This window comes from Pseudomonas sp. DW-iso17 (genome assembly GCF_058725345.1).
In genome coordinates this window covers 17,640-31,414 of record NZ_JBZXEA010000001.1, presented here as the reverse complement: position 1 = coordinate 31,414, position 13,775 = coordinate 17,640, and the positions used below count along the sequence as shown (strand labels likewise).

General features: G+C 51.1%; 14 protein-coding genes. 7 read left to right on the top strand and 7 right to left on the bottom strand.

Features of this window, described 5'->3' with window-relative positions; translation table 11 throughout:
- Window positions 1-5: 5 nt before the first annotated feature.
- The 6 genes from AC4PS6_RS00155 to AC4PS6_RS00130 all read right to left on the bottom strand — a co-directional run bounded on the left by AC4PS6_RS00155 (window position 6) and on the right by AC4PS6_RS00130 (window position 4,817).
- Complete coding sequence (locus AC4PS6_RS00155; RefSeq protein ID WP_042558375.1) at window positions 6-215, bottom strand: hypothetical protein; 210 nt, start codon at window positions 213-215, stop codon at window positions 6-8.
- 85 nt (window positions 216-300) lie between these two features.
- Window positions 301-1,146: a ParA family protein gene (locus tag AC4PS6_RS00150; RefSeq protein ID WP_169864291.1), complete on the bottom strand. Its 846-nt coding sequence runs from the start codon at window positions 1,144-1,146 to the stop codon at window positions 301-303.
- 5 nt (window positions 1,147-1,151) lie between these two features.
- Window positions 1,152-1,376, bottom strand: a complete 225-nt coding sequence (locus tag AC4PS6_RS00145) for an AlpA family transcriptional regulator (protein ID WP_042558377.1) — start codon at window positions 1,374-1,376, stop codon at window positions 1,152-1,154.
- 115 nt (window positions 1,377-1,491) lie between these two features.
- Window positions 1,492-2,241: a caspase family protein gene (locus AC4PS6_RS00140; RefSeq protein WP_042558378.1), complete on the bottom strand. Its 750-nt coding sequence runs from the start codon at window positions 2,239-2,241 to the stop codon at window positions 1,492-1,494.
- Between the two features lie 320 nt (window positions 2,242-2,561).
- On the bottom strand, window positions 2,562-3,776 hold the full coding sequence (locus tag AC4PS6_RS00135) for an aminopeptidase P family protein (RefSeq protein WP_042558379.1): 1,215 nt from the start codon (window positions 3,774-3,776) through the stop codon (window positions 2,562-2,564).
- A gap of 114 nt (window positions 3,777-3,890) precedes the next feature.
- Window positions 3,891-4,817 (bottom strand): LysR substrate-binding domain-containing protein, encoded by a 927-nt coding sequence (locus tag AC4PS6_RS00130; protein ID WP_042558380.1) that lies wholly within the window; start codon window positions 4,815-4,817, stop codon window positions 3,891-3,893.
- Window positions 4,818-4,995: 178 nt separating this feature from the next.
- On the opposite strand from AC4PS6_RS00130, the gene AC4PS6_RS00125 reads away from it, so the two are divergent.
- From AC4PS6_RS00125 to AC4PS6_RS00095, 7 genes are all read left to right on the top strand, one after another.
- A complete protein-coding gene (locus AC4PS6_RS00125) occupies window positions 4,996-5,847 on the top strand; it encodes a transporter substrate-binding domain-containing protein (protein ID WP_042558381.1) in 852 nt (283 codons plus the stop codon).
- A 30-nt stretch (window positions 5,848-5,877) separates the two neighbouring features.
- Complete coding sequence (locus AC4PS6_RS00120; protein ID WP_042558382.1) at window positions 5,878-6,528, top strand: amino acid ABC transporter permease; 651 nt, start codon at window positions 5,878-5,880, stop codon at window positions 6,526-6,528.
- Window positions 6,529-6,537: 9 nt separating this feature from the next.
- Window positions 6,538-7,197 (top strand): amino acid ABC transporter permease, encoded by a 660-nt coding sequence (locus tag AC4PS6_RS00115; RefSeq protein WP_042558383.1) that lies wholly within the window; start codon window positions 6,538-6,540, stop codon window positions 7,195-7,197.
- 8 nt (window positions 7,198-7,205) lie between these two features.
- Window positions 7,206-8,003 carry an amino acid ABC transporter ATP-binding protein gene (locus AC4PS6_RS00110; RefSeq protein ID WP_042558384.1) on the top strand — a complete coding sequence of 266 codons (798 nt, stop codon included), beginning with the start codon at window positions 7,206-7,208 and terminating at the stop codon, window positions 8,001-8,003.
- Between the two features lie 151 nt (window positions 8,004-8,154).
- Window positions 8,155-8,763 (top strand): type 1 glutamine amidotransferase family protein, encoded by a 609-nt coding sequence (locus AC4PS6_RS00105; RefSeq protein WP_052491505.1) that lies wholly within the window; start codon window positions 8,155-8,157, stop codon window positions 8,761-8,763.
- 999 nt (window positions 8,764-9,762) lie between these two features.
- A complete protein-coding gene (creA, locus tag AC4PS6_RS00100; RefSeq protein WP_042558385.1) occupies window positions 9,763-10,974 on the top strand; it encodes a creatinase in 1,212 nt (403 codons plus the stop codon).
- A 297-nt stretch (window positions 10,975-11,271) separates the two neighbouring features.
- A complete protein-coding gene (locus AC4PS6_RS00095; RefSeq protein ID WP_042558386.1) occupies window positions 11,272-12,612 on the top strand; it encodes an MFS transporter in 1,341 nt (446 codons plus the stop codon).
- An 89-nt stretch (window positions 12,613-12,701) separates the two neighbouring features.
- Here the strand turns inward: AC4PS6_RS00095 and cahR are convergent, their stop codons facing one another.
- Window positions 12,702-13,721, bottom strand: coding sequence for a transcriptional regulator CahA (cahR, locus tag AC4PS6_RS00090; protein ID WP_169864294.1), 1,020 nt, complete (start codon window positions 13,719-13,721; stop codon window positions 12,702-12,704).
- Window positions 13,722-13,775 lie beyond the last annotated feature (54 nt).

The window sequence follows — 13,775 nt, the reverse complement described above, 5'->3', positions numbered from 1 at the left end:
CTCGGTTAACGCCGGCTACGCAAATGGTCACCGACCTCGAATTTCACGATTTCGGCAGTCCCTGAACCTTCGAAATGTTGGGAGAGTTCTGCGAGGAACCACAACATGGCCGAGCGCCCCCCTTGCAAACGAAAAACTAAAGTGCAGCACTCCCCGCAAGCCGCGTCGTGTGGTCGAATGGAAGGCTGAACAACGATAGGAAACTGATCCAACATTAGAAAACTCCTTACCAAGCCCTGATGGCTTCAAGGTCGATCAAACAAAAATAATTCGGTGAAAAAGCTAATTGGGCGATTTGGTTTATCGAGACTCCGCACACCTCATTACCGATGAGATCGCTTCGCGCCATTCCGGGAATAATTCGATTGCCAGCGCTTGCATTACTTCTAGCGCAGACTGCGAGCGTCGGCGTTTACTCGACGGGCGAGCATCTATTCGGTGGGCCGGTAAGCCGAGGGAGGCGGCATTGAGGTACGCCACCCGGTCCGGGATTACGGTGTCTAGAACCGAGATATTGGTAGCCTCTGCGAAATTCTCGCGCAGGCTTCGGATGATCATCCGGGTGTCCACTCGATTGACGTTCACTTGGTTCAGTAAGAGCCGCAACGGCGGCGGGTCGATGCCTAGATGACGAAACGGTTCGAGCTCACTCAGTAGTTTTAAGGTGCCCCGACGCATTTCGCGGGCAGCGAGCATTTCCGGCGTGATGGGAGAGAGGGCGAGATCGGAGGCCAAGATGGCCATTTCCAACAGCACACCGCGGGCTCCCTGAGTATCAATCAAAAGCAGGTCATAATTGAGATGCAAATCGTTGAGCAAATTGTGTAGGCGTAGTCGTCCGTCAGGGGCATGTAGCAACAAAGTGCTCAGTCGACCTTGATCGTCATTAGAGAAAATCAGGTCGAGACCGACGACTGCAGTCCTAGAAATTATTCGTTCAGGTATTGTTAGATTGAGTGCAATGAGCTCGTACGCACCTGCCTGCGCTTTCTGGCTCAATGAATAATAACTGGAGAGGGTGGGTTGGCTATCCAGATCCAAGAGCAGAACACGGAGACCAGCATCGGCCAACAGGCCGCCGAGGTTCGCCGCTACTGTAGTTTTGCCTACACCACCCTTGGTGGAAACCACCGAGACCACGTGCATCACCCTCACTCCTGTTGTGAAAGGCGTTCTGCAATCCAGTGTTCGATTTCCAGAGAGTCCCAGCCGACTGCGCGCAGCCCGATACGCTTCGCCCGCGGGAACTTGCCTTCCTTCATCAGGTTGTAAATATGCGCACGTTTGAAGCCGGTTTTTAGTTCAACCTCGTCACGTCGCATGATGTGGCGTTGGGGTTGAGGTGCTTCGAGTGCGGGTACCGATGGGTTGGACATGCTAGTCACTCCTGGCGCCTGTTGGCGCGTGGTGGGAAGTGACTTGGATTGAATCGCACTAGCGCGGCTGAGTCATTGCACTGCAATCAAGCCCATTGCAACGCAATTGACTGGATCAGTTGTTTTTCTTGAGGCTACGATTGGCCACGGCAAACTTTTCATCCAGCGTCCGCTTGCTGAGGCCGGGCACATCTTTGTGACGGGCGACAATGGCGTCGACGATGGCTGCTTGATTCGTGAATACCGAAAGAGGTTTTCCGGCGGGCGAATGGTCCAAAAGAAGGCTGACCAATGCCCCGATCATATTGTGATAGGTCAGTTCACTACGCTCGCTGAGTTGACCATTCGTTTTGGCCAAGGCTTTGAGATCATCTCTTTCAAGTCCAATCGACTGGAGTTCTCCCAAGATTTCTTGAATGTGTTGCTGTTGCGCTTTCAACGCTCTCGATAACTCGTCTCGATCTGCTTTCACTGAAAGAAACGTTCCGAGACTGACCTTTGCAGATGTATCCTCACCGGACTCGAATAAAAAGCTGGGCTTATGGTCGGGATAATGAATTTCCATCCAGCGGCGTAAGTCTGAATGGCGTATGGTCAGCTGATAGGGCTCTACGTAGCTTCCCAAAGGAACAGAAACGCCGAGGCAGCCGTACGGCAGTTCTCCATTGCGTATGGCGTCTAAAATCCTTTCGACAGCGATGTGAAGATTGGGCCATTGGGGAAAGAGGGTTGCAAGGTTCTCAGGACGAGACCAATCCGCCTGCATAATTTGGGCTTCGTAGCGAGTGAGATTGCACCAGCGCAATGCTGCATCTATAGGGCGATAGAAGCTTTTGCTATGCGAATTAAAAACATTAATAGCCATAGCGTGACGGACCTCCATTCCTAATGGATAGGCCTCTCACCGACTATCAATATTCAAACTAGCGATTCATGCTAGCTGTTTCCTCCATCGACCAAATCGGTGAGGTCATTTAATTTCGAGTGCTACCAGAAAGCAATACCCGAGTAGCAATCGATGTTTTTACGCAATCCAGAGCCACAATCTCGGTCTCTTAACCAAAAATTCGGGTTCTGATTAGGTATCCTCCACATGACCCAGAGGTGCAGATATCATTAATCAATGATGCAGATTCTTGATGTTTGGAACTTCTTGATCAATTGAACCGCTCTGGACGTTAATTGCTAGGGAAGATTGATTATATTGTGCTCAGGCCCAGAGCCTAATTTCGTAATATTTTCCGCACCCCTGTCATTTACAATGAGCACGCTGCCCTCTCGATATCCCCCAGCACCTGGCGTACCTTCCGGTAGCATTACCATTGGTGTCATCGATACCACCATGCCCGGTTCTAGCACCGTCTCGATATCTTCGCGCAATTCGAGCCCAGCCTCCCGTCCGTAATAGTGGCAAAGGACTCCATTTGAGTGACCGTAACCAAATGTGCGATATTTGAGCAGATCCGCTTGTAGATAGATTTCATTTAGCTCTGCCGCAATATCGCAGCAACGAACCCCTGGTCTGATTATCTCCTGCCCGCGTTGGTGTACTTTGCAGTTGATTTCCCATATGCGACGCTGCTGGGCATTTGGCTCACCCAAAAAAGCCGTTCGTTCTAATGAAGAAAAATAGCCTGCGATCATCGGAAAACAGTTAACTGAAAGTATATCCCCGGATTTAACTCGACGACTGGTAACGGGATTATGTGCACCATCGGTGTTCAGACCGGATTGAAACCACGTCCACGTGTCGCGTAACTCGCAGTAAGGCATACGCCTAGCAATTTCCCTAGTCATTGCAGACGTCCCCGCAATGGCTACCTCGTACTCAGGCACACCTTCAGATATCGCGTCTAAACAAGCCGCACCTCCTACGTCCGCTACCGCTGCACCAATACGAATCAGCTGGATTTCTTCGATTGACTTGAACATACGAATACGGTTGGTGCCAGGCGCGATGTCAACCAGTTCCGCATTATCAAGAGCGGCTTCGATCTTGCGAAATTTATCGAGGGATAGATGATCGAACTCTACGCCTATACGGCGAGATTTTAATGGGATTGCTTTACGTAGAGCAACGAAATAGTTATCACGCTCCCAGTCTGTATAGACAAGATTATCTCCCCAGCTGCGGCGATAACCTTGGCCTCCATCAATATTGGTTGTGATAAGAATGGAGCTATCGTGCGTTACTACTAATGCGTAGCTACGCCCAAACTCGCAGAAGAGGAAGTCGCCAAAATAGTTTATGTTGTGTATTGAACTCAATACAATGGCGTCCAAACTGGTGCTGGTCATATGCTGACGTAACAGCTGAAGGCGTCGGGACATTTCCTTCACACTGAAAGTAGACCGTGTTTTAGGTCCATTTTGAAGTGTAATGTAATTAGGCATGCTCATGCCGAGGTTCCTGTCTAGTGAAGGCAGCGCGTAGCATCTCCTTCACGCCCAATAGGAACAAATGACGATTTTTAATTTCGTACTATTAGCAGAGCTTATGGCTGAGACAGATATCTAGCTGCCCAGGTTCAAGCGCCGCTGCGACAGATGCTGCTCCACCTCGCTCTTGATCCACTTCTTTAGCGCCTGAACCCGAGGGCGGTCTTCATGAATGCTGGGGTGCACTAGCCATACTTGGCCATCTTGCATTACCTCAGGGAACGGCCTGACCAAGGTACCGTTTGCTATCTCTTTTGCACACAGCGAATGCCGCATTAACGCGACCCCCTGACCATCACAAGCCGCCTGCAACACAAGGTCTGCCCGTGAAAATGAGCAGCCTCCACGGGTATTGATATCGTAGCGGCTGTGCCGGGAGAAAAAAGCGTCCCAGTTGGTGCTGTAGGCAGCGTGAGGCATAGAGTCATGTAACAAGATTGTCTGGCACAAATCACCATAATCTTTGATTTCTACTCGTGCCAACAAATCCGCGCTGGCTACTGGATAAACGAGGTCATCGAATAGGTGTAGCTGAGAGAGTTTGGCATTGTCAGTCCAAGCGCAGCTGATTGCCAAGTCGACGCCGTCGCTATTGAAATTAGGGGTACTCAGATCCGCTTCTACCTCCAACTGTATGCCAGGGTAGGCTTGATTGAAGGATGGCATCCGCGGCAGCAACCACTTGCTAGCGAAGGAGGGCATAACGCGCACTTTTAGCGTGCCACTTAGCTCTTCATCTCCAATTTGGTGCAAAGTCATTCCTAAAAGCCTCAACGCTTGGTCGACTCCGACGTGCAAGCGTTCACCGCGTTGCGTAAGCCTCAAACCCCGAGGCAGGCGATAAAAAAGCTCATAGCCCAGTTCCTGCTCAAGCGCTTGAATCTTCTGGCTTACAGCGCTTTGTGTAAGGAACAGGTCTTTTGATGCGCGAGTGAAGCTCAAGTGCCGTGCAGCAGCATCGAAGTAGCGCAATCCCTCAAGAGAAGGTAGGGCACGAGACATGACGAGGCTCCAGCTGTTGGGATTTTACCGGTACAAGCATGAGTCATGCCGACATTAGTAAACCTAATGAGTCGACGTTAAAAATAGCCGTTTGTTCATGATTTCGGTTGTGGACATGCTGTGTGAACGCCAACCGGTTCGCCCACTTCTACTCGTAACTCATCGAAAGGATCGCGTCATGAGACCACTGTACTCGCTGCTGACCCCATTGTTAGTTGGCACTTTAGTGTCCTTTGCAGCTGTTGAGGCTAAGGCTGATTTACTTTCTGACATCAAGGGGCGTGGCGAGATTGTCGTCGCAACCGAAGCACGTTATGCGCCTTTTGAGATGATCGAGGACGGTAAAATTGTCGGGTACGGGAAAGACTTACTCGACGCGATTATGCTTGATTTGCCCGGGGTTAAACTTAAACAATTAGATGTTCCATTTCAGGGCATACTTCCTGGATTATCCAGCAAAAGATTCGACTTCGTAGCCACGTCACTTACTATAACTAAGGCGCGCGCAGAAAGTTTTGCTTTTACCTTGCCTTTCTCCACTGCTAGTGTGGCAGTATTGAAGCGTAAAGGAGACGCCCGGATCAATAGTGCCGAAGATTTGATTGGCATGGTAGTAGGAAGTCAAGCCGGGGCACCACAAATCGACGTGCTCAAGGAGTATGAGCGGACTGTACTACAGCCGACGAAGAACTCGGGCGTGAAAGAAATCAAGGCATTTATGGACTATAATGAGGCTTATGCGGCTTTGGCCTCCCGTCGTGTCGATGCAGTCGTTCAATCCCTACCCAATCTCGCGCCTTTAATCAAGGAGCGTGGAGATGTATTTGAAATTGTACAGCCTCCCTTCGGACCGCCGACATACTATGCGTGGGCCGGTCGTAAAGATGCTGACAGCGCCTCTCTTGTTAAATTCTTTAGTGACGGTATTGCAAAGCTGAACGCAAGCGGTGAGTTAGCCAAACTTCAGCGCAAATGGTTCGGCTTCGAAATGCCTCTACCTACTGATGCTGTTCCAGCACCGATAAACTGAATGCAGTAATGCTAATCGGGAAAATTAGGTATGTTTGATTTAACAGCTACAGCCCACTATTTGCCACAGCTTTTGGCAGGCCTATTTACCACACTATGGGTATCTTTGACCGCTATTGCGTTAGGGCTGGTGATGGGCTGGGCTGTTTGTCTTGGTCTGATGAGTGAGCGTAGGTGGCTCCGGATGTTTTGCGCTGTTTATGTAAGCTTCTTTCGAGGCACGCCTTTGTTGGTACAGCTTGTTCTAGTGTTTTATGCACTACCTTCTATCGGAATAAGTTTACCTCCACTGGCGGCCGCGATTGTCGCATTAACTTTGAACAGTGGAGCCTTCCAAGGTGAAATATTGCGCTCCGGTTTCCAGCTTCTGCCATACGGTCAAACTGAGGCGGCCAGAGATCTTGGTCTGTCGCGCTGGCAAGCATTGATTTATATTAAAACACCTCAAGTGTTGAAGGCCATGTTGCCTGCTCTTGTAAACGAAACTATCGATATCATTAAAAATTCCTCATTGATTTCTGCTGTCGCTGTACATGAGCTTATGAGGACAGCTCAAACCCTTGCCTCAACTACCTACCGCCCCATCGAATTCTTTATCGTGACCGGGCTGCTTTACTTGGCTCTAACAATGGCGACTGGACGGGTGGGTAACTGGCTGGAAGCTAGGCTAAAAATTGCGTAGGAGGTGCCTTTGATCGGCATTGGTCTGTTTGACGAGTACGGTGGCTCAATCCTAGCTGGGATTTGCGTTACGCTGAAAATGAGTATCGGGGGAATTGCGCTGGGGATGGTTTTGGGCTTGGTGTTACAGAGTTTATACAAGCCTGATAACAAGCCATTTGCCTTTTTATACCAGCTGTATTTAAATGTTTTTCGGGGTACGCCGCTTCTTCTACAATTATTTTTGGTTTTCTATGGGGGACCATACATAGGTATTGAATGGACTGCAGAAACCGTAGGATTGATAGGTCTAGGGTTGTATGGTGCAGCCTATTTTGCAGAGATATTTCGTGCCGGACGTGAGTCAATTCCACAAGGTCAACTCGAAGCTGCAAGAGATCTGGGACTGACAGGTACCCAGGTATTTCGCGTTGTGCTGTGGCCGCAGATGATGGCTCGGTGCGTACCAGCAGTCGTCGGGCAGACGATAATTCTACTAAAGGAGTCGTCTGTTTTGTCGATTATAACAGTCGCTGAGTTAACTAACGTGGCGATGACAATTGCTGTTCAGAGCTACTCCATGCTGGAGCCATATACGATATTGGCGTTGACGTATTGGGCTATTGCCATTGTACTAGCTGGCATTGGTTCCAGAGCTGAGCGGCATTTTAAAAATTATCTGCAGCGCTGAGGTTATGCATGTCCAATTCATACGCTATAGAAATTCGTGATTTGCAAAAAAGCTATGGTCAACATGAAGTGCTCAAAGGCATTTCACTCACCGTCGCGAAAGGCGAGGTGGTTAGCATCATCGGAGGTTCTGGATCTGGTAAATCAACGTTGCTGAGATGTATAAATTTTCTTGAAGAATATGACGGTGGTGAGGTACTGGTAAATAACCGCCTTATTGGTTACGGAAGCTCTGTTACTGGAGGTTTGTACCAATTGCCCGAAAACATAATCCAGAGTTCGCTTCGCAAGGTGTGCATGGTTTTTCAACAGTTCAATCTATGGCCACATATGCGTGTTCTTGATAATATTGCCACCCCCTTGAGGCTTGTAAAAAAAATGCCGAAACTTGCGGCATATGCGATGGCGGAGGCCCAGCTTGAAAAGGTCGGTCTCGCTCATAAGGCTTCAAGCTACCCGAGTCAACTCTCCGGAGGTCAACAGCAACGGGTGGCAATAGCCAGAGCGTTGGCGATGGAACCCAGCATTATGCTCTTTGACGAGCCTACCTCAGCTTTAGACCCCGAATTAGTAGGAGAGGTGCTCAATGTCATTAAGGACGTGGCGAGTGAAGGTATGACATTAGTCATCGTGACGCATGAGATGGGATTCGCGGCAAAGGTATCGGATAAAGTCGTCTTTCTCGCTGATGGTCGCGTAGAGGAACAGGGACCTCCTAGCCAGATATTTGGGGCTCCTACCAGCCCTCGCTTACTTCAGTTCCTTACGTCATGGAATGAGCGGCAGAATGGTGGCAGTGTAAATTGAATTGCATTTACATCAATGGTCTTACTTTGTGATCAAGCTATCGTCTGATCTCTTTCCAGAAATATTAGTTGCTAAATGTTATATTGTGCGGTGTCGCGTTTGAGCATGGTTCCGAGGATGCAGAAAAGTGCCTAGATTTCCTGGAGGTGACTTGGATATTGTGAAAGTTGGGTTCTTGCTCACTGAGGGGTTTGACCTATATTCATTAGCGAATGCTATACAGCCACTACGATCCGCTAATCATGTAGCAGGCTTTCAGCTTTGTGAATGGCAAATTCTCAGTTTAGAAGGGGGCACGCTTAACGCAAGCAGCGGCATAGCTACTGAAACTACTCGGCTGGACCATGCGCAGTTATTTAATGTGTTGATCCTGTGTACCGCCGAGAATATACATTCCGATACGGATTACGATGATATCAGGCAGCGGCTGGACCATTGGAGCACCGAGCCTGTTGATCTGGGGGCCTTCGGCGGTGCGGGCTGGTTGTTGGCAATGAGTGGCGCGCTAAATGGTTTTCGTTGCAGCCTTCCTGAAATAGGATACTCCCAGCACCTCGGTATTTACAAAGACATCAAGTTTGTCACCGCGCCATTCTGTGTCGACCGTGGACGCCTAACATGTATTGGCCGCCAAGCTGTTCAAGGGCTCATGTGCGAATTTCTAGCACAAGAGTATGGGGGATACATGATGTTAGAAGTTGAAAAGAATCTGGCAGTTAAACTAGGCGCAAGTGGTACGATCCCTCAGGTCCGAACTTAATTCCAGATAACCGTTATGAAGTGGCTTATCGATGTAGATTTAAGAGACAGAGCCCTGGGTGTTTTGTGTGGCCGATTCGAAAGTGCTCAACCGTTCGCATATCAATGTTATTTACTTCTAGACCGAAATTATCCATCGCCAAGCTTGTTTCGGTAATCTCTCTACCACCGTGGCCATACCCTTATCCTGAGATTGATCGGGCTAGCATGAAGATCTGCCTCGGCAAGGATGTTATCGTTAATATCATGATATCCGCTAATGAATCGCATCCATCGCCCATTCTGGAAGCCGGTCTGCACATCTGAGATGTGTTGGGCTACTCGGAACTCAAGCGCTTTTTCGCTCTGATCACCGATAACAGCGCAAATACGCTGCACTTGGCAGACCCCTACAGGCTAGCGGTCAGGCGGCCTGCTAATGTTTGATCCTGTCCGCTCCAGGCGCCTACGTAATAATCTGTAGTCTGATGTTACTCCACAAGGCAAAGTCATGATGGTGGGCAGCTGGGCGCGCATAACTCCGATAGGCCTGTCTGCTGGAAGTAGTGCTATCTATATCTGGCGTCAGTGCGGCTGATGATGTTGCAATTCACTAATCAAGGCGCACGCGAAATCAGCCAAGCTGACGTCACAAATCGGCGACGTTCAATTACCGACCTCCAGACATTTTGCCTTTTCCAAGCTAGCTCGACGTATCGAGATGATGACGTAGTTGCCTGAGATTTGACTGGCGTCCCCTGGCGTCGAATAGCCCGCACAACCTGTCCGTCGCAGCCTCACGCGCGACGTGCTGAGTGTTGATGGACGTATGCCATCCAAAACGTCGCGCTGTGGAGCACTTTTTTTGATTAGGCCTGAGTTCGCCTTCGAAAATAGCGGGTCTGGCCAATTACAGGTCGGATTCGCACAAAAAATCCTAGTTCGCATCTGTTCGAATGATGTTCAGCGGCCAGCCAGAGTGGCGTCTTATGTCGCTCAATCAACGACAAGGATAAATGACATGCAAATGCCTAAAACGATCCAGATCAAGAACGGCGAAAAAGTAAAATCGACGTTTTCGGTTCAGGAGTACGCCAATCGACAGGCCAAATTGCGAGCGTATCTAGCGCAAAACAATATTGATGCGGCAGTATTCACGTCCTATCACAACATCAACTACTACAGCGATTTCCTGTTTTGCTCTTTCGGTCGCCCGTACGCGCTGGTCGTTACCCAAGACAGTGCCGTTACCATCAGCGCCAACATCGATGGCGGTCAGCCTTGGCGCCGCACCGTGGGCACTGAGAACATCATTTACACAGACTGGCAGCGCGATAATTATTTCGTCGCGATTCAGCAAGCTTTGCCGAAAGCTGGACGCATTGGCATCGAATTTGACCATCTGAACCTGCTCAATCGCGACAAACTTGCCAGTCGTTACCCGCAGGCCGAACTGGTGGATATCGGTGCACCTTGCATGCGTATGCGCATGATCAAATCCGCCGAAGAGCATGAAATCATCCGTCATGGTGCCCGCGTGGCAGACATCGGTGGCGCAGCAGTCGTGGAAGCCTTGCGTGATCAGGTGCCGGAGTATGAAGTCGCCTTGCACGCTACCCAGGCGATGGTGCGCGAAATTGCCCGCACCTTCCCGGACTCCGAACTGATGGACACTTGGACCTGGTTCCAGTCTGGCATCAACACCGACGGTGCTCATAACCCGGTGACCTCGCGCAAGGTTAACAAGGGCGACATCCTGAGCCTCAATTGCTTCCCGATGATCGCTGGTTATTACACTGCGCTGGAACGCACAATGTTCCTGGACCATTGCTCCGACGAGCATCTCCGTTTGTGGGAAGTGAACGTTAAAGTGCACGAGGCCGGCCTGAAACTAATCAAGCCGGGCATGCGCTGCTGCGATATCGCTCTGCAACTCAACGAGATTTTCCTTGAGCACGATCTGCTGCAATACCGCACCTTCGGCTACGGCCACTCCTTCGGTACACTGAGCCATTACTACGGCCGCGAAGCTGGGTTGGAACTGCGCGAAGACATTGACACGGTACTGGAGCCGGGGATGGTGGTTTCCATTGAACCGATGATCATGCTGCCTGAAGGCCTTCCGGGCGCGGGCGGTTACCGCGAACATGACATATTGATCGTCAACGAGCAGGGCGGGGAAAACATCACCAAATTCCCGTATGGCCCGGAACATAACATCATCAAGAAGTGAGATTACGCGCCGCACAGTGAACCTGTGCGGCGTTTTCTTTTGTTAATAGTAAAAGTATAGGAAATACCGTCCCGGCGGCTGAGTTAAACCGGAAAAACCAACGCGTGCACGATAATATCGCGCATCATTTACTGACCCTTAACCCTGCCAAGTAAAACAATAGAGGGTATTTGTCATGTACTACGTCACGATTCCGGCCACGGGCTCGAAGCAGTTCAATTTCCATACCGCTTCTGGTAGCGATACAGCGTTGCCTCTTCATTCCGATAACAGCACCTCTACCCCCGGAGGTGCGCAATGAGCACCCAAAACGCAAGTCTGACGCCGATCCTGGAACAGCAGCTTGAACGGATTTCCGAGCGCAAGGCACTGCGGCGCGCGGCCAGTGCCAGCTTCATGGGCAACTTCGTCGAATGGTTCGACTACGCGGCCTACGGCTATTTGGCAACCGTGATTGCACTGACGTTTTTTCCGCAGACCGACAAGGCGACCGGGCTGCTGGCAACCTTCGCGGTGTTTGCGCTGTCGTTTTTCGTTCGCCCGCTGGGAGGGCTAGTCTGGGGTCACTTCGGAGACAAGTACGGGCGGCGCAGCGCGTTGTCCTGGTCGATTCTGATCATGTCAATCTCGACCTTCTGCATCGGTATCCTGCCGACTTACAACCATATTGGTCTGTGGGCACCCGCTCTGTTGTTACTAATCCGCTTGTTTCAGGGCTTTTCCGCTTCCGGAGAGTACGCTGGGGCATCAGCCTTTCTGGCCGAGTATGCCCCTGAGGGTAAACGCGGTTTGTATACCAGCATCGTGCCGGCGAGTACTGCTGCCGGCTTGTTGTTCGGCGCAGTGTTCGTGGCCGGTTTGCATTCGTGGATGAGCGTTGAGGATCTGCACAGTTGGGGCTGGCGTTTGCCCTTCCTGCTGGCGGCGCCGTTCGGTCTAGTCGGGCGTTACATCCGTATGAGTTTGCAAGACACACCCAAATTTCTAGAGATGGAAAAACGCCTCGAGGCCAAGGAATGCGCGACCCACGCTCCGGTTCGCGAACTTTTGACCTTACACCGGCGTAGCGTGATTATCGGCATCGGTGTGACATGCTTGAATGCGGTAGCGTTCTACCTGTTGCTCAGTTATATGCCGACCTACCTGTCTACCGAGATGGGCATGAGCGAGAGCGATTCGTTCATGGCGTCGACTGTGTCGTTGGCGACCTACATCGGGCTGATTTTCCTGATGGGCAAGCTGTCGGATCTGTTCGGACGCAAGGCCATGTTGCTGACCGCATCGGTGCTGTTTCTGGCGCTTACATGGCCGCTGTTCGGCATGTTGAACAACCAGCCGCTGATCGTCATCCTGATGATCCAGATAGCCTTCGGCGCGATCCTGGCGATGAACGACGGCACCTTGCCGTGCTTCCTCGCCGAGATATTCCCGACCCGCGTGCGCTTCAGTGGTTTTGCCTTCAGCTTCAATATCGCCAATGCGGTGTTCGGCGGTACGGCGCCATTTATTGCGACTTGGCTGATTCAGCTGACCGGTAATAAAATGGCACCAGCCTGGTATCTGCTGGCGGCCGCCGCTGTAGCGTTAATTGCCATGCTGGCGAGCCGCGAGACTGCGCATAAAGCTTTGCAAGACTGACCCGAACGTCACAACCCAATATATAGGGGGCATAGCCTGTTCAGTGGAGTCCTCGCGGTCGCCATTGCGATGAGGATACGCCCTATAAATTAATGCATCGCAGCCACTTGCTTGCGTTCGCCGAGGGGTGATATCCCGAAGAAACGGCTGTAGCATTTGGAGAAGTGCGCAGGGGAGATAAAGCCGCAAGCGAGGGCGATATCACGAACTTGCGACTCGCTGCGCAGTAGCAATTGTCTCGCTCGCGACAGGCGCAGTTCCAGGTAATACTGACTCGGCGTGCGTTGTAGGTGCTTGTGAAACAACCGCTCTAGGTGCCGTACCGACACTTCGTTCAATCGCGCGAGCTCCTCAAGGCCCAACGGCTCCTCAAGATTGGCCTCCATGATTGCCACCATCTGGCTGAGCTTAGGTTGAGAGGTGCCCAGTTTCTGTCGTAATGGCACACGCTGCTGTTCCTGCGCGCCCCGGACCCGATCACACAGTAGCAACTCGGCTGCATGGGCTGCAATTTCGCGACCACCGGGTTCGCGCGCTATCAACTGCAGTGTCATGTCCATAGAGGCCACGCCGCCTGAGCACGTGTAGCGATCGCGATCAAGCTCAAACAACTGATTGGAAATAATGATGCCCGGGAAACGCTCCTTCAAAGCTTCGATGTCTTCCCAGTGAATAGTGCAGCGATAACCCTTAAGTAAGTTTGCGCGCGCCAATAAGTGGCTTCCAGTGCAAATCCCGCCTAGGGGCACTTGATCATGCGCCAGCTTACGGAGCCAGTTGAGTAGCGGTAGGCTGCTGTGATTAGAGACGATAGGGTTTGATCCGACAACGAACAGCATATCCAGCTTTGGTGCATCGGTGATGGTGTAGTCGGGCAGCAGGCGCATGCCGTTGCTGGCCATGACCGGCTCCATGTTGGCAGCGATGATAACCGTGCGGAACATCGTTTGACGCGCCGCCATATTGGCTATGCGCAAGGTTTCCACAGCGGAAGCGAAGCCGATAGTGGTGAAATTTGGTATGACCAAAAAACCAACGGTTTTCAATGGCCGATGTTCATCAACCGAACGCCCTGCGACAGGGTGGAGGGACGCGTGGAGTTTCGCCATCGATAGCGCTCCTCAAGGTATAAGTGACGCGTTCTGCAGCAATCTGCCGACATT

Bases quoted from the DNA above. Each gene is read 5' to 3' on its own strand.
- AC4PS6_RS00155 (WP_042558375.1), bottom strand. From the start codon at position 215: ATGTTGGATCAGTTTCCTATCGTTGTTCAGCCTTCCATTCGACCACAC.
- AC4PS6_RS00150 (WP_169864291.1), bottom strand. From the start codon at position 1,146: ATGCACGTGGTCTCGGTGGTTTCCACCAAGGGTGGTGTAGGCAAAACT.
- AC4PS6_RS00145 (WP_042558377.1), bottom strand. From the start codon at position 1,376: ATGTCCAACCCATCGGTACCCGCACTCGAAGCACCTCAACCCCAACGC.
- AC4PS6_RS00140 (WP_042558378.1), bottom strand. From the start codon at position 2,241: ATGGCTATTAATGTTTTTAATTCGCATAGCAAAAGCTTCTATCGCCCT.
- AC4PS6_RS00135 (WP_042558379.1), bottom strand. From the start codon at position 3,776: ATGAGCATGCCTAATTACATTACACTTCAAAATGGACCTAAAACACGG.
- AC4PS6_RS00130 (WP_042558380.1), bottom strand. From the start codon at position 4,817: ATGTCTCGTGCCCTACCTTCTCTTGAGGGATTGCGCTACTTCGATGCT.
- AC4PS6_RS00125 (WP_042558381.1), top strand. From the start codon at position 4,996: ATGAGACCACTGTACTCGCTGCTGACCCCATTGTTAGTTGGCACTTTA.
- AC4PS6_RS00120 (WP_042558382.1), top strand. From the start codon at position 5,878: ATGTTTGATTTAACAGCTACAGCCCACTATTTGCCACAGCTTTTGGCA.
- AC4PS6_RS00110 (WP_042558384.1), top strand. From the start codon at position 7,206: ATGTCCAATTCATACGCTATAGAAATTCGTGATTTGCAAAAAAGCTAT.
- creA (WP_042558385.1), top strand. From the start codon at position 9,763: ATGCAAATGCCTAAAACGATCCAGATCAAGAACGGCGAAAAAGTAAAA.
- AC4PS6_RS00095 (WP_042558386.1), top strand. From the start codon at position 11,272: ATGAGCACCCAAAACGCAAGTCTGACGCCGATCCTGGAACAGCAGCTT.
- cahR (WP_169864294.1), bottom strand. From the start codon at position 13,721: ATGGCGAAACTCCACGCGTCCCTCCACCCTGTCGCAGGGCGTTCGGTT.